Here is a 15,304-nt window from a genome sequence, read left to right as displayed (position 1 = left end):
GCCGGACGACGCTAGCGCTTACCGAGGGGTAGACGGAAACCCCCCGCTGCACGCAGGTGCGGTCTCATTCGTCCTCGAGCCGGAATCCGACCTTCATCCCGACCTGGAAGTGCTCGACCCGTCCGTCCTTGGCGTGGCCCCGGATCTGGGTGACCTCGAACCAGTCGATGTGGCGCAGCGTCTTGCCGGCGCGCTCGATGCCGTTGCGCACGGCCTGGTCGATCCCGTCCGGCGAGGTGCCGACGATCTCGGTGACGCGGTAGGTGCGATCGGACATGGCGGGCTCCTCGTGGACGTCAGAGGCGGCGGCCACGTTGGCCGGCCGCCCGTTGAGACTACCGACGTACAGTGAAGGTATGCCTCCCCGGGACTCACAGACGGTCCGGATCACGACCGCCCGCACGAGCTCTGCCGTCGACATCGCCGGCCGGCAGCGCCGATACCTGATCTCGATGGCACTACGCACGGCCTGTGTCGTCGGCGCCGTGAGCGTCGGGCCCGGACTGCTGAGGTGGGTCCTGGTCGCTGGGGCGGTCCTCCTGCCCTACGTGGCGGTGGTCCTGGCAAACTCCCAGACCCGCTCCGACGACGGCTTCGAGCTGCGCGAATCCCGCGTGGCGCGCGAGCTCACCTGACGCGCGGAAACACGCCGTGCCGCCGTGTTGGCATCGCAATCGCATCGTGCAAGAATCAACTTCGCGACCCCAGCCATCCCCCGTCTGTGGTCGCTTGGTGCCGGACAGCTCCCCCCGTGGCTGTCCGGCACCGCCTCATTTGCCACGTTCTGCGGAGAGGGTCGAGGGTGACTGATCAGGAACCGCCGCTCGCCGCGACGGACGAGCCGGCCATCTGCTCCGCCAAGGGGTGCGCCAGACCGGCCAGCTGGGCCCTGCTCTGGAACAACCCCAAGCTGCACACCCCCGATCGCCGCAAGACGTGGTTGGCGTGCGACGACCACCGGGTGTCGCTGAGCGACTTCCTCGGCGCGCGAGGCTTCCTTCGGGACGTCGTCGAGCACGAGCCGTCGGTCCCCGGCCCCACGGGCTGAGGGGCGGTCAGCCGCCGATCGCCGACATCGGGCGGTCAGGCTGCAGGAACGACGGGTCGTCGATCCCGTGGCCTGCGCGCTTGCCGTACATCGCGGTGACCCAGCGCTGGGCCAGCTCGTCGTCGGTGGCCCCGGTCCGCATCGCGGCCCGCAGGTCTGACTCGTCCCGGGCGAAGAGGCAGTTGCGGATCTGGCCGTCGGCGGTGAGCCGCACCCGGTCACAGTCGCCGCAGAACGGCCGCGTCACCGAGGCGATGATGCCGACCGTGCCGGGGCCGCCGTCCACGTCGAAGAGCTCGGCGGGGTCACTGCCTCGCGGCTGGCCGTGCGGGGTGAGGGTGAAGTCCGCTCTGAGGCGATCGAAGATCTCGTCCGCGGTGATCATGTCCGTCCGATTCCACTGGTGCTGGGCGTCGAGCGGCATCTGCTCGATGAACCGCAGGTCGTAGCGTCGGTCGAGAGCCCACTGGAGCAGCTCGCTCGCCTGGTCGTCGTTGATGCCACGCAACAGGACGGCGTTGAGCTTCAGCGGGGACAGCCCGGCCCCACGGGCGGCCTCGAGACCGGCGATCACGTCCTTGAGGCGGTCGCGACGCGTGATCTGGTGGAAGGTCTCGGGACGGACGGTGTCGATCGAGACGTTGATGCGGTCCAGCCCGGCTTCACGCAGCGCCACGGCGGTGCGGGCGAGCCCGAGGGCGTTGGTGGTCAGCGAGGTCTCCACCCCGAGCTCGTGCGTACGCCGCACGATGTCGACCAGGCCTCGGCGGACGAGCGGCTCGCCGCCGGTGAAGCGGACCTCGGTCACTCCCAGGCGGCGTACGGCGATGTCGATGAGCCGCACCACTTCGTCGTCGCTCAGCGTCTGGTCGTCGGGCAGCCAGTCCAGGCCCTCGGCGGGCATGCAGTAGGAGCAGCGCAGGTTGCACCGGTCGGTCAAGGACACACGCAGGTCGGTAGCCACCCGGCCGTATCGATCTGCAAGAGGGATCACTTCCACAGTGTAGGCGCGTGCCAGTGGCCTGGGCCGGACGGATAGCCTCGGGACCGTGCCCAGCCTGCGCTTCCTGCTCAGTCGTCGGTGGGTGCTCTTCCTCCTGGTGGTCCTCACGCTCGCCTGGGCCGCCTGGCGGCTCGGTGAGTGGCAGTTCGACCGTCGCGAGGACCGCTTGGCCCGCAACGCGGTCATCGAGCGCAACGAGAACGATCCGCCCGTCCCGGTGACCGAGGTGCTCGCGCCGGGCGCCCGGGTGGCCGCGGAGGAGGAGTGGAAGCGGGTCAGCGCCACCGGCACCTACGCGGTCGAGGACACCGTGATCGTCCGCTACCGCACCCGCGACGGCGCCGCCGGCGTGGACGTCGTCGTCCCCCTCGTGCTGCCGGACGGGTCGAGCGTGCTGGTCGACCGCGGCTGGTTGAAGACCGACAATCGCGGCACCACCCCCGACGACGTGCCGGCGCCACCTGCCGGCGAGGTCACCATCGAGGGATGGGCGCGGCGGGACGCGACCGGCGACAGCACCGCAGTCACCGACCAGTCGACCCGCGCGATCAGCAGCGAGCGCATCGGGGAGGCGCTGGACAGGCAGGTCGTCACGGGTTTCGTGGAGCTGAGCTCCGAGTCACCCGAGGCGGCCGAGCCGCTGCAACCGGTGGAGCTGCCGGAACAGGACGGCGGACCACACTTCTACTACGGCCTGCAGTGGTGGTTCTTCGGAGTGCTCGCTCTCTTCGGCTTCGGCTACCTTGCGTATGACGAGGCGCGTGGCGGCCGCGGGATGGTGCGCGGGACCCGCCGCTCAGAGCGCCCTGAGCATGCCACCGTCGACGGGAAGCATGACGCCCGTCAGGAATGACGCCGCTGGGGACAGCAGGAACGCAGCAGCCCTGCCGAACTCCGCCGGGTCGCCGTAGCGACCGAGCGGAATCGTCTTCTGGGCGGCGGCGCGGGCAGCCGCCTCGTCGCCGGTGGAGGCGTCGAGCTCGCTGACGCGCTCGGTGGCGATCCGCCCGGGCAGCAGCCCGTTGACTCGCACGCCGCGTGGACCGAGCTCGTCCGCGAGCGTCTTGGCCACCATCGCCAAGCCGGGACGAAGACCGTTGGAGACGGCCATCTCAGCGAGCGGAGCCCGGACGCTCGACGAGAGAACCAGCGCGAGCGAACCCCCGTCACCGAGCGCGGCGCCGATCTCACGGGAGAGGCGCACCGCACCGAGGAAGACGGACTCGAAGGCCGAGGACCACTGCTCGTCGCTGATGGCCGTGACCGCGCCCTTCGGCGGTCCGCCGACCGAGATCAGGGCACCGTCGAGGCGGCCGAAGGCATCCTGGGCCGCAGCGATGAGGGCGGCCGGAGTGCCGGGGTCGGCGTTGTCCGCGACGACACCGCGAGCCCGCTCCCCCAGGGCCTGCACTGCTGAGTCGAGGGAGTCCTTCGACCGCCCGGAGACCACGACCCGGGCGCCCTCCGCCACCAGCACCTCGGCGGTGGCCCGGCCGAGCCCCCGCGTGCCTCCGGTGAGGATGAACACCTTGTCGCTGAGCCCCAGATCCATGGCGTCAGGCTATGCGAGGGGTGTCGTCGAGGAACTGGGTGTCGTGCAGCGTGCGGTAGAGCCCACCCTCGGCGAGGAGCTCGGCGTGCGTACCACGCTGCACGACCCGGCCGCTCTCCAGCACCAGGATGAGGTCGGCGTTGCGGACCGTTGACAACCGGTGGGCGATGACGAGCGACGTGCGCGACGCCAGGGCCGCATCCAGGGCGCGTTGCACGGCCGCCTCCGACTCGGAGTCGAGGTGCGCCGTCGCCTCGTCGAGCACCACGATGGCCGGGGCCTTGAGCAGCAGCCGGGCGATGGCCAGACGCTGTCGCTCGCCACCGGACAACCGGTATCCCCGGTCCCCCACCACGGTGTCCAGACCGTCGGGGAGCGACCCCACCAGCGCGGCGATCTGGGCGGCCTCGAGGGCGGCCCAGACCTGGGCGTCGTCCGCGTCCGGGCGGGCGTACAGCAGGTTAGCCCGGATGGTGTCGTGGAACATGTGGGCGTCCTGGGTGACGTAGCCGACGACGTCCTCCAGGGACTCCAGGGTCACGTCGCGGACGTCGACACCACCGACCCGGACAGCACCCGACGAGGTGTCGTAGAGCCGGGCGACGAGGTGCGTGACCGTGGTCTTCCCGGCACCGGACGGTCCGACGAGTGCGACCATCTGCCCCGGCCGGGCCGCGAAGGTCACGTCGGTGAGCACGGGGCCGGTGGGCCGCGACTCCACCCGGGCGACCTTCTCCAGCGAGGCGAGCGAGACCTTGTCGCCCATGGGGTAGGTGAACGACACCTGGTCGAACTCGAGCGACGAGGCGTTGCGGGGCAGCACCACGGCGTCGGGCTTCTCCTGGATCAGTGACGGCAGGTCGAGGACCTCGAAGACCCGGTCGAAGCTGACCAGCGCGGTCATGACGTCGATCCGGACGTTGGACAGACCCTGCAACGGGCCGAGAAGGCGCAGGAGCAGGATGCCGAGGGCGATCAGGGTGCCGACGGAGAGCTCACCCTGGATGGCGAGATAGCCACCGATGCCGTAGACGAGCGCGGTGGCCAACGCCGGCAGCAGCGTCATCGCCGCGAAGAAGATCCGGGTGAGCAGCGAGATCCGGACACCGAGGTCGCGCACGACGGCCGCCTTCTCGGCGTACATCTTGTCCTCGGTGTCGCGTCGGCCGAACAGCTTCAGCAGCATGGCGCCGCCGACGTTGAAGCGTTCCGTCATGGCGTTGCCGAGGTCGGCGTTGCCCTCCATCTGTTCGCGGGTCAGACCGGCGAGCCGGTTGCCGACCCAGCGGGAGGTCAGCAGCAGCAGCGGGAACAGCAGCAGGCAGACCACCGTCACCTCCCAGCTCAGCGCCAGCATGGTGATGCCCACCACGACCGCCGAGATGATGTTGGCGACCGTGCCCGACAACGTGGACGTGAACGCACGCTGGGCGCCGATGACGTCGTTGTTGAGACGGCTGACCAGGGCGCCCGTCTGGGTCCGGGTGAAGAACGCCAGGGACTGTCGTTGGACGTGGGCGAAGACCTGGGTGCGGAGGTCGAAGATCAGCCCCTCTCCGATCCTGCTGGAGAGGTAGCCGCCGAGCAGCCCGAGCGCCGAGTCCACGACCGCGACGACGGCGACCGCCACGGCGAGCCAGATCACCAGCTCGGTGTCGCCCGACGCAATGCCGTCGTCCAGGATCTTCTTGAGCAGGAGCGGGGGTGCGACGACCAAGCCGGCGCTCGCGATCGTGACCATCAGGAACGTCAGGATCGCCCGCCGGTGAGGGCGCGCGAAGGTCAGCACTCGGCGGACCGTGTGCCGCTCGATCCGCTCCTCGACGACGGTCCGATCGGAGCGGAGGAAGCGCCAGGGTGGTCCCCCGCCCCCGGGTCCCATCATCGACATGAGTGCGTCCTATCAGCCCGCGAAGGCGTCTGCCAGTGCCCGGAAGCGCCGGATCTGTGCTTCCCGCTCCAGTCGGCGCTGCTCATCCAGGTCGCGGTCAGCGGCCCCTTGCAACAACGCCTTGGTCTCGGAGACCACACCAGCCATCGGTGCGGCCAGGGCGGCGACGAGGTCGGCGACTACTGCGTCGAGGTCGGCGACCGGGACGGCCAGGTTGACCAGCCCGATGTCGACGGCCTCGCGCGCCCCGACCATCCGGGCCGTGGCGCAGATCTCGAGTGCCCTGGCGTATCCAACGCTCTCGACGAGCGGCTTTGTTCCCGTCAGGTCGGGCACCAGACCGAGCGCCGACTCCTTCATCGAGAACTGGACGTCGTCGCTCACCACCCGCAGGTCGCAGGACAGGGCCAGCTGGAACCCGGCGCCGATCGCGTAGCCGCGGACCGCCGCCACCGAGACGAAGCGCGGGTCGCGCAGGAAGGTGAACCCATGCTGGAACTCGTCGATCGCGGCCGACGCATCCTCGTCGCTGAGGGAGAGCAGTCCGATCACGCTCTCCTGCCCTTGCGTCGCCGGGTCGAGCATGGCCCGGTCGAGCCCGGCCGAGAACGTCTCGCCCCTCCCGGTGACGACCACGACTCGCACGTCGTCAGGGATCTCGCGCCCGATCGCTGCCAGCGCGCGCCACATGGCTGGCGTCTGGGCATTGCGTACGTCGGGACGGTCGAGCGTGATGGTCGCGACCGGACCGGCCACGGAGTAGTCGAGGCCGACGGCGGCCAGATCAGGGAGCGTCATGGCCGAAGTCTCTCAGGGCCGACGTCCGACACAGGCTGGGTCCCATCGACGGTGATCTGCGGTCGTGTGCACGATGGCGGTGGTCCACTGTCACCTGGTGGCAGTGGACTACCGCCATCCGAGGTGGTGCGCCTGACCGATGGGTCGATCGTCATGCTCCCGACTGTGCTGCATGCTGGGAGTGTGCCGAATCCCCTTGACGTCCTGGTCGCCGCTGGCGTCCTTGTCCGTGACCCAGCGACGGGCAGCGTGCTACTTCAGCTCCGAGGGGACAACGCGACGTGGGGTCTGCCGGGCGGCCGCCTCGAGCCGGGCGAGACGCTCGAGCAGGCCGCGCGGCGCGAGCTGCTCGAGGAAACCGGGCTCACCGCCGGTGAGATGACTCGGATCGACGTGTACTCGGGGCCGGAGTTCGTGGTGCGCTACCCCGACGGCTTTGCGGCGTACGTCGTCGGCGCAACGTTCGAGACCGCAGACTTCACCGGGACCATTGGCACCGACGCCGACGGCGAATCGGCTGCTCTCGAGTGGTTCGACCCCAGCGACCTACCGTCCGAGATCAATCCCTACAACCGCCTGCTGCTACGCCGGGCGGGGGTCGGCCACTGATCTGGGCCAGATCGGGTGCGGAACCACCCACCCGTCGCGCACGTCGCATCACCATGGCCATCCCGCGCGTCCTCGCGACTGCCGTCCTTGCCGTCTCTGCCATCGTGCCAGTGATGGCCGCTCCACCTGCCGCCGCGTTCTCGTGCGCCGAGGCCACGAAGGTGGTCGCGAGGGCAGAGCGCGTGTATGCCGGGCGCATCATCGACGCGCGCGACGGCCGCATCCTCGTCAGTGTCACCGAGGTCTGGAAGGGCGGGCCCGTCGAGGACGAGGTCTGGCTCCGGGCTGACGTGGTGGAAGGTACATCGTGGGCCGGCAGCGTCAGCGGCTCCGAGATCCCCGACGGGTACTCATCGCGCGGGACCTGGGTGTTCGCACCCTTCTGGGGCGCGGTCGGGCCGTGCAGCGCGTGGTTCTACTCGCCGGGCGTGCGTGACTACCTCATGCCCCCGCCGGCGGGGGCCTTCCTGCGCGCCTGGGGGTTGGAGAGCGTCACCGTCAGCGCCACCGACGGGATCAACGCCTGGGTCACCCTGGCCGCCCTGGCCGCGGTCTACCTCGGCGATGATGCGCTGGTACGCCCGGTCGAGCCTTTCCCGTCCGTACCCACCCCATCGCCCATTCCTACCCAGCCATGAGGAGACACCGCGTCCGGCGTCAGGCCAGCGAGACCAGGTCGGCGTAGTCCTCGTTCCAGAGGTCCTCGTCGCCGTCGGGCAGCAGCAGCACCCGGTCGGGCTCGAGCGCGCGGACCGCTCCCTCGTCGTGCGTGACCAGGATGATCGCGCCCTCGTAGGTGCGGATCGCGGCCAGCACCTCCTCGCGGGAAGCGGGGTCGAGGTTGTTGGTGGGCTCGTCGAGCAGCAGCACGTTGGCGCTCGAGACGACGAGACTGGCCAGCGCGAGCCTGGTCTTCTCCCCGCCGGACAGGACGCTGGCCGGCTTGTGCGCGTCGTCACCGGAGAAGAGGAACGACCCGAGCACCGACCGGGCGTCGCTGTCCGTGAGCTGGGGAGCGGCCGACTGCATGTTCTCCAGGACGGTCCGGCTGGTGTCGAGGGTCTCGTGCTCCTGGGCGTAGTAGCCCAGCTTGAGCCCGTAGCCCGGGACGACCCGGCCGGTGTCGGCCTTGTCCACCCCGGCCAGGATGCGCAGCATCGTGGTCTTGCCCGCTCCGTTGAGGCCCAGGATGACGACGCGTGAGCCCTTGTCGATCGCGAGGTCCACGTCGGTGAAGACCTCGAGAGAGCCGTAGGACTTCGAGAGCTCCTCGGCGGTGATCGGCGTCTTGCCGCACGGCGCGGGCGCGGGGAACTTGATCCGCGCCACCTTGTCGGCCTGACGCTCGCCTTCCAGGCTCGACATCATCTTCTCGGCGCGCTTGAGCATCGACTGGGCCGCGGTGGCCTTGCTGGCCTTGGCGCGCATCCGGTTGGCCTGGTCGGTGAGCGTCTTGGCCTTCGTCTCGGCGTTGGCGCGCTCGCGCTTGCGACGGCGCTCGTCGGTCTCGCGCTGGGTGAGGTAGTTCTTCCAGCCCATGTTGTAGACGTCGATCACGCCGCGGTTGGCGTCGAGGTGCATGACCTTGTTGACGGTCGCCTCGAGCAGGGCGTTGTCGTGGCTGATCACGATCAGGCCGCCGCGGTGCGACTTCAGGAAGTCGCGCAGCCACACGATGGAGTCGGCGTCGAGGTGGTTGGTCGGTTCGTCCAGGAGCAGCGTCTCCGCGCCCGAGAACAGGATCCGGGCCAGCTCGACCCGGCGGCGCTGACCACCGGAGAGGGTCTTCAGCGGCTGCGTCAGGATGCGCGTCTCGATGCCGAGGCTGCTGGCGATCTGGGCAGCCTCCGACTCCGCGGCATATCCCCCACCGGCGTGCAGATCGGCGTCCGCGCGCGTCCATCGCTTCATTCCGCGCTCGTGGACCGCCGGGTCCTCGTGGGCCATGTCCTCCTCGGCGGCACGCATGCGGCGTACGACGTCGTCGAGACCACGAGCCGACAGGATGCGATCCCGCGCCAGGACCTCGGGGTCGCCGATCCGTGGATCCTGCGGGAGGTAGCCGACCTCGCCCGAGGTGATCACCTTGCCGGCCGCGGGCTGGGCCTCGCCGGCCAGGATCTTGGTGAGAGTCGTCTTGCCGGCGCCGTTGCGCCCGACGAGACCGACCTTGTCGCCGGGGGCGATGCGGAAGCTGACGTCCTCCATGAGGAGGCGGGCGCCCGCGCGGACTTCGAGCTGCTGGGCGTTGATCATGAGGCCGTCAGGATATCGGTGCTGCCACCCATCCCTCTCATCGTGGACGTTCACCCCTGCGGAGGTCACGGCCCGACAGTGATGCCTCTCACGCGTTAGCCTGCGCAGCAGACACGCACGCTCAGCTCGCTCCGAAAGGCATCCCACATGCGCTTCAATCCCAAGGCCAACATCAGCAGGGGACGCGTCGGCGATGCCGGTCGCGGCGGCGGCGGCGGCGGCTTCGGCGGCGGGGGTGGTGGGATGCGTATGCCGATCCCCGGCGGCACCCGTGCGGGCGGAGGCATCGGCGGGATCCTGATCATCGTGCTGTTCCTGGTGCTGAGCCAGTGCGTCGGCGGCGGCGGCGGGCTCCAGAACGGGACCGGCATCGACGCGTCCGGCCAAGGCGAACCCGCCGGACTCCAGCAGGACAGCGAGCGCTACAAGAACTGCAAGACGGGGGCCGACGCCAACGAAGACGTCGACTGCGCGCGCAAGGCGGTGCTCTACTCGCTCGAGCGGTACTGGGCCAAGACCCTCCCCGAGCAGGGCGGGCCCGAGCTCGCTCCCGCCGAGACCCTCACCTTCAGCGGCGGCGTCGACACCGGCTGCGGCCAGGCGACCTCCGACGTCGGCCCGTTCTACTGCCCCGCCAACCAGGGGATCTACCTCGACACCACGTTCTTCGCCAACGTGCTCGAAGGACAGCTGGGCGGGCAGGGTGGCGACTTCGTCGAGCCCTACGTGCTGGCCCATGAGTACGGCCACCACATCCAGAACCTTCTCGGCACGATGGGCCAGGTCCGCACGCAGCAGGGCGCGGACTCCGACGCCGTACGCCTCGAGCTCCAGGCAGACTGCTACGCCGGCATGTGGACGGCGGCGGCGGAGAGCACCACGGACATCGAGGGTGTCGTGATCCTCCAAGACCTCGACCAGGGCGACATCGACGAGGCGCTCGACTCCGCCAAGACGGTCGGCGACGACCTCATCCAGGAGAAGTCGGGCCAGCGGGCCAACCCCGACGGCTGGACCCACGGATCGTCCGAGCAGCGGATGAGCTGGTTCAACGTCGGCCGCGAAGAGGGCACGCTGGCGGCGTGCGACACCTTCTCGGCCAACGAGCTCTGACCCTCAGCCCAGCAGGGCCTCGATCTGGGTCGCCTGCCGCTGCATGGAGATGACGTAGGGGGCGACGCTGGGGTGGGAGTACTTCCCTGCCAGCGCGCCCTCACCGTCGGCGACCCGCTGTAGCGCCCAGTCGAGACGGCTCAGCGCCGTGTAGACGGCCGTGATCCTCGCGCCGGTAGCGGCAGCGTCCGCCTGCTCGGGGTCGGCCAGCCCATCGGCGTACGCCGCAAGCAGCGGCTCGAAGTCCTCGCGCACCGTCAGCGCCCAGAGCCCCAGGTCGTGGCCCACGGCGCCGGTACCGAGGTTGCTCCAGTCGATCGCCACCACGTCGTCACCGTCGCGTCCCGGCAGGTTGGCCGGGGTGGGGTCGCCGTGCTGGAGCACCTGCGGCAGCTCGTCGAGCGTCGCGAGGTGCACCGACCGGCGCTGCCACAGGTGGTCGGCCACGTCGGCCAGGGTCGTGCGCCCGAGCGTCTTCCATCCGCCCCTCCGCTCGATGCGCGCGAGCCGCTCACGCAACTGGTGGCGCGCGAGCCAGGGCACGTCCGGCGGCGGCGTCCGGGCGAACCGCCCCAGGGCACGGGCGACGAACAGACCGGGGTTGGCGGAGTCGGTGACCCGCTCCAGCACCATGGTGATGCCCTCGCTGTCCTCCTCGACGCGCCGGGCGGGAGGGCCACGGAGCCCGTCGGTGGCGGCGACGAGGCCGTGCAGTGCCACCTGTGGCTCCCGCTCCCACCAGGCTGACGAGCGCCAGTCGGACAGCTCGGGGAGGTCGCCTGCGACGGGCGCGACGAGCCGCTTGACGATGACGTCCGCGTCTCCCTCGCGCGCCAGCCAGACGCCGTACGCCGAAGGGCTGCCACCGCCGGGCAGTCGCTGCCATCCGGGCTCGGGCTGCCACATGACGCTGACGCTAGCCGATGTGGCACCCGTCTCTCGGACCTCAGGCGTTGGTGACGTCCACGGCGATCGACCGGGCGTCGGCGATGGCCTGGTCGAGCACTGCCCGGCGCGGATCGGGCACCGCCAGCCACGGCTCCACCACGACCAGCCCCTGCAGCCGTGGGTCGGCCAGCACCTCATCGACCGCGGGGCGGTCTCCCCCTGCCACCAGCCGCCCCGGGCGCAGGATGCGAGCGGCGTGGTCGGCAGCAGCTTCGTAGGCCTGGCGCGCCTGGTTGTCCCGGCGCCGGGCGAACCGCTGCTGGCTCTGACCACCGGCCTTGGTCCGACCCTGCACGTGCCGTTGCCCGATCTTGTGCTCGACCATCCGGGCACCCTCGAGGCGGGCCACGGCGAAGCCGCCCTTACGGACCAGCAGCACCCCCCACTCCCGCGGCGCCTCGCCGGCTGCCAGGAAGGCAGCGACCTCGGGCACGCCGGCGTACACGAACGCGAACGGGAGCCGCGCGACGAACGTCGACCCGTCGTCGGCCGCGCCCCGGAGGGCACCGTGCTCCACGGACAGGGCCGCGGGCCCGTGGCGAGCGACGAAGTTGGCCACCCAGCGCGGCAGGCGCTCGGTGGGGACCAGGACGACCGGCATGCTCAGATGAAGTCGAGCGGGTCGAACTCGTCGATCGGGATGACCCTGACCCGAGGCAGAGGGGCATTGAAGGCGCCGACGTCGTGCTCGAGGTCGATGATCCGGAGCCCGGGCAGCCCGCGGAACGCGCTGTTGACGAACTCACCGAAACCGACGATCCCGACCTGCCGACTGCCGTCACACAGGTCGGAGACCTGATCGACGAAGTCACCGTCGTGGCTGGCGAGGATGACGTCGGCGTCGCGGGAGACCAGCGCCGCCGCGGTCCGCTGGATCGCGATGTCGACGACCTTGCCGGCGCCGCTGAGGGGCACCGGCTTGAAGCCGATCGCGATCAGCGCCTGCACGAAGGTGGTCGGCATCTCGGTGCCGGCAGCGAGGAAGAACAACCCCGTCACCGGCTGGTCGAAGGCCCGCTCACTCCACTCGAGGAGCCGGTCCCAGCGCGGGCGCTCCTCGGGTCGCGGCCGTCGACCGAGGATCGAGTTGCCCAGGGTGGCGTCGATGTTCTCCCCGTCGATGAGGAGATAGGTCCTGCGCGACATCAGCCCTCGCCGCGGTACACCACGCGGAAGTACTCCACGACGTCCGCCCCGACCTCGACCTGCTCCGTCTCGAGCAGCGCGACCGGGTGGCCGTCGCCGTTGCACAGGATCGAGAGGGCGCCGGTGACCGGGAGCGCGGTGTCCTCCTCGTGTCCCACCTCGTCGTACGCCGACGCGGGGGTCGACGTCGAGAGGCGCTGGTCGCCCTCGATGCGAGCCACGAACTCGTCGGCCTCCGCCGGCGTCTCGCCGTAGGACCAGGCCGGCGGGCGGACGACCTCGAGAGTCGTCGGACCGAAGTAGGACGGCGCGACGTTCAGCTTGGCGTGGAACCGCGCCAGCTCCCAGAAGTTGCCGATCTCGTCGTCAGTCATGCCCGGAGCCTAGCCCCCGTCCGCGAGGCGTCCCAGGAGGACCGACTCACGCCGAGTCGGTGGTCAGCGCGTCGGGATCCTGCCTCGGCGGCAGCTGCGCCAGCGCCGCGCGGACCAGGGCGAGCCGGGCGGCCACGACGACCTTGCGGCGCAGGCGCCCGCCGGCCTCGCCGAGGGTCTCCTCGATCGCCGCGAGCACCTGGGCGTCGGTGAAGCTGGGCCGGGTCCCCGGAGCGACCTCCACGTCCGGGAGCGCCACGAGCGCGGGCAGGACCTGACTGCCCACCGGCTCCAGCACCTGGTAGCGCTCGTAGGGGCTCATCGCCGCCCAGGTCTCCTCGGCGCCCCCGCCGGCGCGTCGGCGTACGCCTCGCTGGCGAACGTTGGCCACCGTCTTCGCTGCGGAGGTCACGGCGACGGTCAGCTCGTGCTCGGTGAAGCGCATGCGGCTCAGACGTTGAAGCCGAGTGCCCGCAGCTGCTCGCGGCCGTCGTCGGTGATCTTGTCCGGGCCCCACGGCGGCATCCAGACCCAGTTGACAGCCACGTCGTTGACCAGGCCCTCGAGGGCGGCGTTGGTCTGGTCCATGATGACGTCGGTCAGCGGGCAGGCCGCCGAGGTCAGCGTCATGTCGAGGACGACGTTGGACGCCTCGTCGAGGTGCACGTCGTAGACGAGTCCGAGGTCGACGACGTTGATGCCGAGCTCGGGGTCGACGACGTCCTTCATCGCCTCGGTCACGTCCTCGACGGTGACGGTCGAGCCGCCCCCAGTCGCCGGGACGTCGGGCAGGTCGCTGTTGTCCAGCTTGTCGGTGTTGTCCAGGGTCATGAGTTCTCCTTTGAGAGGGTCTGGGACGTCGCGTCCTTCCACGCCATCCACGAGAGCAGGGCGCACTTCACACGCGCGGGGAACTTGGCGACACCGGCGAAGGCGATGCCGTCCTCGAGGACGTCCTCGTCGGGCTCGACCTTGCCCTTGCCCTGCATGAGCTCCAGGAAGGTCTGGTGGATCGACATCGCCTCCTCGATCGACTTGCCGATGAGGAGGTCGGTCATCACCGATGTGGAGGCCTGCGAGATCGAGCAGCCGACGGCGTCGTACGACACGTCGGAGATCTGGAGCCCGTCGCCTGTGTCTTCCAGGTGGACCCGCAGGGTCACCTCGTCGCCGCATGTCGGGTTGACGTGGTGGACCTCAGACTCGAAGGGGTCACGCAGGCCTGCGTGGTGGGGGTGCTTGTAGTGGTCCAGGATGATCTCCTGGTAGAGCGAGTCGAGCGCAGCGTCCATCGGTCAGCCCACCTTGAAGTAGGAGCGCGTGTAGTTCAGGCCGTCGACGAGCGCGTCGATCTCGGTCGGGGTGGTGTAGAGGTAGGACGACATGCGCGTCGACGCCTGGACACCGAAGCGGGCGTGCGCCGGCTTCGCGCAGTGGTGCCCGGCTCGCACCGCAATCCCGCGGGAGTCAAGCACCTGCGCGATGTCGTGCGGGTGGACGCCCTCGAGCTCGAAGGAGATCGCTCCCCCGCGCGAGGCGGCGTCGAGCGGACCGAGCACCCGGAGGCCCGGCACCGACGTGAGGCCCTCGAGGGCATAGCCGGTGAGCGCCTGCTCGTGGGCATGGATCGCGTCGAGACCGACATGGTCGAGGTAGTCGACCGCGGCACCGAGGCCGATGGCCTCGATGATGGGCGGGGTGCCCGCCTCGAACTTGTGCGGGATCTGGGCGTACGTCGATCGCTGCATCGTCACCGTCTCGATCATCTCGCCACCACCGTGGAACGGCGGCAGGGCGTCGAGCACCTCGCGGCGACCCCACAGCACGCCGATCCCGGTCGGGCCCACGACCTTGTGGCCGGTGAAGACGAGCAGATCGGGTCGTGAGGCGCCATCCATTGCCTGCACGTCGACGGGCAGCTGAGGAGCCGCCTGCGAGGCGTCCACGACCACGATGGCGCCGACCTCGTGGGCGCGCGCTGCGATCTGCGCCACGGGGTTGATGGTGCCGAGCATGTTGGACACCCAGGTCAACGAGACGACCTTGGTGCGCTCGTTGATCAGCTCGTCGATGTTCGACAGGTCCAGCCGGCCGTCGTCGGTCAGGCCGAACCACCGGAGAGTCGCGCCCTTGCGCTCGGTGAGGAGCTGCCAGGGAACGATGTTGGAGTGGTGCTCCATCTCGGTGATGACGACCTCGTCGCCTGATTCGACCGCGAGGTCGCCGGTGGCCCACGACAGCGAGTTGGCCACCAGGTTGAGCGCCTCGGTGGCGTTCTTGGTGAAGATCACCTCGTCGCGGTCGGGCGCCTTGATGAACGCCGCCACCCGATCACGAGCAGCCTCGAACGCCTCGGTCGACTCCGAGCCGAGCTGGTGCATGGCCCGGGAGATGTTGGCGTTGTGGCGCTCGAGGTGGTCGACCATCGTGTCGATGACCACCTGCGGCTTCTGCGAGGTGTTGGCCGAGTCGAGGTAGACCAGCGGGAAGCCTCCCGCGAGCTGACGCTCCAGGATCGGGAAGTCCTTGCGGATGACCTCCAGCTCGGGAAGCAGCCCGTCCATGG

20 protein-coding genes are annotated in these 15,304 nt (G+C 70.0%); 6 read left to right on the top strand and 14 right to left on the bottom strand.

All coding sequences use genetic code 11. The annotated features are described in order from the left end of the window. Positions 1–64: 64 nt before the first annotated feature. Positions 65–277 (bottom strand): dodecin, encoded by a 213-nt coding sequence (locus tag VNJ48_RS08960; RefSeq protein WP_325601212.1) that lies wholly within the window; start codon positions 275–277, stop codon positions 65–67. A gap of 79 nt (positions 278–356) precedes the next feature. Here VNJ48_RS08960 and VNJ48_RS08955 point away from each other — a divergent pair, with 79 nt between their 5' ends. Continuing rightward, positions 357–635: a DUF3099 domain-containing protein gene (locus VNJ48_RS08955; RefSeq protein ID WP_325601210.1), complete on the top strand. Its 279-nt coding sequence runs from the start codon at positions 357–359 to the stop codon at positions 633–635. Between the two features lie 167 nt (positions 636–802). Continuing rightward, positions 803–1,048 (top strand): hypothetical protein, encoded by a 246-nt coding sequence (locus VNJ48_RS08950; RefSeq protein ID WP_325601208.1) that lies wholly within the window; start codon positions 803–805, stop codon positions 1,046–1,048. A 7-nt stretch (positions 1,049–1,055) separates the two neighbouring features. On the opposite strand, the gene moaA is transcribed toward VNJ48_RS08950, so the two are convergent. Beyond that, the gene (moaA, locus tag VNJ48_RS08945; RefSeq protein ID WP_325601359.1) at positions 1,056–2,039 is read right to left on the bottom strand and encodes a GTP 3',8-cyclase MoaA; all 984 of its coding nucleotides are present in this window, start codon (positions 2,037–2,039) and stop codon (positions 1,056–1,058) included. Positions 2,040–2,097: 58 nt separating this feature from the next. On the opposite strand from moaA, the gene VNJ48_RS08940 reads away from it, so the two are divergent. After that, a complete protein-coding gene (locus VNJ48_RS08940; protein ID WP_325601206.1) occupies positions 2,098–2,904 on the top strand; it encodes an SURF1 family protein in 807 nt (268 codons plus the stop codon). Here the strand turns inward: VNJ48_RS08940 and VNJ48_RS08935 are convergent. The 3 genes from VNJ48_RS08935 to VNJ48_RS08925 are packed head-to-tail and all read right to left on the bottom strand — an operon-like array spanning position 2,848 to position 6,292. Continuing rightward, a complete protein-coding gene (locus VNJ48_RS08935; protein ID WP_325601204.1) occupies positions 2,848–3,603 on the bottom strand; it encodes an SDR family oxidoreductase in 756 nt (251 codons plus the stop codon). The genes VNJ48_RS08940 and VNJ48_RS08935 overlap by 57 nt on opposite strands. A gap of 4 nt (positions 3,604–3,607) precedes the next feature. After that, positions 3,608–5,494, bottom strand: a complete 1,887-nt coding sequence (locus tag VNJ48_RS08930) for an ABC transporter ATP-binding protein (protein WP_325601202.1) — start codon at positions 5,492–5,494, stop codon at positions 3,608–3,610. 12 nt (positions 5,495–5,506) lie between these two features. After that, positions 5,507–6,292 (bottom strand): enoyl-CoA hydratase/isomerase family protein, encoded by a 786-nt coding sequence (locus VNJ48_RS08925; protein ID WP_325601200.1) that lies wholly within the window; start codon positions 6,290–6,292, stop codon positions 5,507–5,509. Positions 6,293–6,475: 183 nt separating this feature from the next. Between VNJ48_RS08925 and VNJ48_RS08920 the strand changes: the two genes are divergently transcribed. Both VNJ48_RS08920 and VNJ48_RS08915 read left to right on the top strand, forming a co-directional pair. After that, a complete protein-coding gene (locus VNJ48_RS08920; RefSeq protein ID WP_325601198.1) occupies positions 6,476–6,901 on the top strand; it encodes an NUDIX hydrolase in 426 nt (141 codons plus the stop codon). Positions 6,902–6,954: 53 nt separating this feature from the next. Then, positions 6,955–7,539: a hypothetical protein gene (locus VNJ48_RS08915; protein ID WP_325601196.1), complete on the top strand. Its 585-nt coding sequence runs from the start codon at positions 6,955–6,957 to the stop codon at positions 7,537–7,539. Positions 7,540–7,558: 19 nt separating this feature from the next. On the opposite strand, the gene VNJ48_RS08910 is transcribed toward VNJ48_RS08915, so the two are convergent. Further along, positions 7,559–9,157 carry an ABC-F family ATP-binding cassette domain-containing protein gene (locus VNJ48_RS08910; protein ID WP_325601195.1) on the bottom strand — a complete coding sequence of 533 codons (1,599 nt, stop codon included), beginning with the start codon at positions 9,155–9,157 and terminating at the stop codon, positions 7,559–7,561. Between the two features lie 147 nt (positions 9,158–9,304). Between VNJ48_RS08910 and ypfJ the strand changes: the two genes are divergently transcribed. Further along, positions 9,305–10,270 carry a KPN_02809 family neutral zinc metallopeptidase gene (ypfJ, locus tag VNJ48_RS08905; protein WP_325601193.1) on the top strand — a complete coding sequence of 322 codons (966 nt, stop codon included), beginning with the start codon at positions 9,305–9,307 and terminating at the stop codon, positions 10,268–10,270. Between the two features lie 3 nt (positions 10,271–10,273). Here the strand turns inward: ypfJ and VNJ48_RS08900 are convergent, their stop codons facing one another. From VNJ48_RS08900 to VNJ48_RS08865, 8 genes are read right to left on the bottom strand one after another with little or no spacing between them, the layout of a single operon-like run. Then, positions 10,274–11,176, bottom strand: a complete 903-nt coding sequence (locus VNJ48_RS08900; protein ID WP_325601191.1) for a phosphotransferase — start codon at positions 11,174–11,176, stop codon at positions 10,274–10,276. Between the two features lie 40 nt (positions 11,177–11,216). After that, positions 11,217–11,819 carry an acVLRF1 family peptidyl-tRNA hydrolase gene (locus VNJ48_RS08895; protein ID WP_325601189.1) on the bottom strand — a complete coding sequence of 201 codons (603 nt, stop codon included), beginning with the start codon at positions 11,817–11,819 and terminating at the stop codon, positions 11,217–11,219. Between the two features lie 2 nt (positions 11,820–11,821). Beyond that, complete coding sequence (locus VNJ48_RS08890; protein WP_325601187.1) at positions 11,822–12,364, bottom strand: NYN domain-containing protein; 543 nt, start codon at positions 12,362–12,364, stop codon at positions 11,822–11,824. Then, positions 12,364–12,738 carry a hypothetical protein gene (locus VNJ48_RS08885; protein WP_325601185.1) on the bottom strand — a complete coding sequence of 125 codons (375 nt, stop codon included), beginning with the start codon at positions 12,736–12,738 and terminating at the stop codon, positions 12,364–12,366. The genes VNJ48_RS08890 and VNJ48_RS08885 overlap by 1 nt, the downstream gene beginning before the upstream one ends. 46 nt (positions 12,739–12,784) lie before the next feature. Beyond that, positions 12,785–13,183: a hypothetical protein gene (locus tag VNJ48_RS08880; RefSeq protein WP_325601183.1), complete on the bottom strand. Its 399-nt coding sequence runs from the start codon at positions 13,181–13,183 to the stop codon at positions 12,785–12,787. Between the two features lie 5 nt (positions 13,184–13,188). Then, on the bottom strand, positions 13,189–13,569 hold the full coding sequence (locus tag VNJ48_RS08875; RefSeq protein WP_325601181.1) for a metal-sulfur cluster assembly factor: 381 nt from the start codon (positions 13,567–13,569) through the stop codon (positions 13,189–13,191). After that, positions 13,566–14,030: a Fe-S cluster assembly sulfur transfer protein SufU gene (gene sufU, locus VNJ48_RS08870; protein WP_325601179.1), complete on the bottom strand. Its 465-nt coding sequence runs from the start codon at positions 14,028–14,030 to the stop codon at positions 13,566–13,568. The genes VNJ48_RS08875 and sufU overlap by 4 nt, the downstream gene beginning before the upstream one ends. Before the next feature lie 3 nt (positions 14,031–14,033). Beyond that, on the bottom strand, positions 14,034–15,302 hold the full coding sequence (locus VNJ48_RS08865; RefSeq protein WP_414689926.1) for a cysteine desulfurase: 1,269 nt from the start codon (positions 15,300–15,302) through the stop codon (positions 14,034–14,036). Positions 15,303–15,304 lie beyond the last annotated feature (2 nt).

The sequence above is a fragment of the Nocardioides sp. genome (assembly GCF_035576065.1).
GTDB lineage: Bacteria > Actinomycetota > Actinomycetes > Propionibacteriales > Nocardioidaceae > Nocardioides.
This window is presented reverse-complemented; position numbering and strand designations above follow the sequence as displayed.

Bases quoted from the DNA above. Each gene is read 5' to 3' on its own strand.
- VNJ48_RS08960 (WP_325601212.1), bottom strand. From the start codon at position 277: ATGTCCGATCGCACCTACCGCGTCACCGAGATCGTCGGCACCTCGCCG.
- VNJ48_RS08955 (WP_325601210.1), top strand. From the start codon at position 357: ATGCCTCCCCGGGACTCACAGACGGTCCGGATCACGACCGCCCGCACG.
- VNJ48_RS08935 (WP_325601204.1), bottom strand. From the start codon at position 3,603: ATGGATCTGGGGCTCAGCGACAAGGTGTTCATCCTCACCGGAGGCACG.
- VNJ48_RS08930 (WP_325601202.1), bottom strand. From the start codon at position 5,494: ATGTCGATGATGGGACCCGGGGGCGGGGGACCACCCTGGCGCTTCCTC.
- VNJ48_RS08925 (WP_325601200.1), bottom strand. From the start codon at position 6,292: ATGACGCTCCCTGATCTGGCCGCCGTCGGCCTCGACTACTCCGTGGCC.
- VNJ48_RS08915 (WP_325601196.1), top strand. From the start codon at position 6,955: ATGGCCATCCCGCGCGTCCTCGCGACTGCCGTCCTTGCCGTCTCTGCC.
- VNJ48_RS08910 (WP_325601195.1), bottom strand. From the start codon at position 9,157: ATGATCAACGCCCAGCAGCTCGAAGTCCGCGCGGGCGCCCGCCTCCTC.
- ypfJ (WP_325601193.1), top strand. From the start codon at position 9,305: ATGCGCTTCAATCCCAAGGCCAACATCAGCAGGGGACGCGTCGGCGAT.
- VNJ48_RS08900 (WP_325601191.1), bottom strand. From the start codon at position 11,176: ATGTGGCAGCCCGAGCCCGGATGGCAGCGACTGCCCGGCGGTGGCAGC.
- VNJ48_RS08895 (WP_325601189.1), bottom strand. From the start codon at position 11,819: ATGCCGGTCGTCCTGGTCCCCACCGAGCGCCTGCCGCGCTGGGTGGCC.
- VNJ48_RS08890 (WP_325601187.1), bottom strand. From the start codon at position 12,364: ATGTCGCGCAGGACCTATCTCCTCATCGACGGGGAGAACATCGACGCC.
- VNJ48_RS08885 (WP_325601185.1), bottom strand. From the start codon at position 12,738: ATGACTGACGACGAGATCGGCAACTTCTGGGAGCTGGCGCGGTTCCAC.
- VNJ48_RS08880 (WP_325601183.1), bottom strand. From the start codon at position 13,183: ATGCGCTTCACCGAGCACGAGCTGACCGTCGCCGTGACCTCCGCAGCG.
- VNJ48_RS08875 (WP_325601181.1), bottom strand. From the start codon at position 13,569: ATGACCCTGGACAACACCGACAAGCTGGACAACAGCGACCTGCCCGAC.
- sufU (WP_325601179.1), bottom strand. From the start codon at position 14,030: ATGGACGCTGCGCTCGACTCGCTCTACCAGGAGATCATCCTGGACCAC.
- VNJ48_RS08865 (WP_414689926.1), bottom strand. From the start codon at position 15,302: ATGGACGGGCTGCTTCCCGAGCTGGAGGTCATCCGCAAGGACTTCCCG.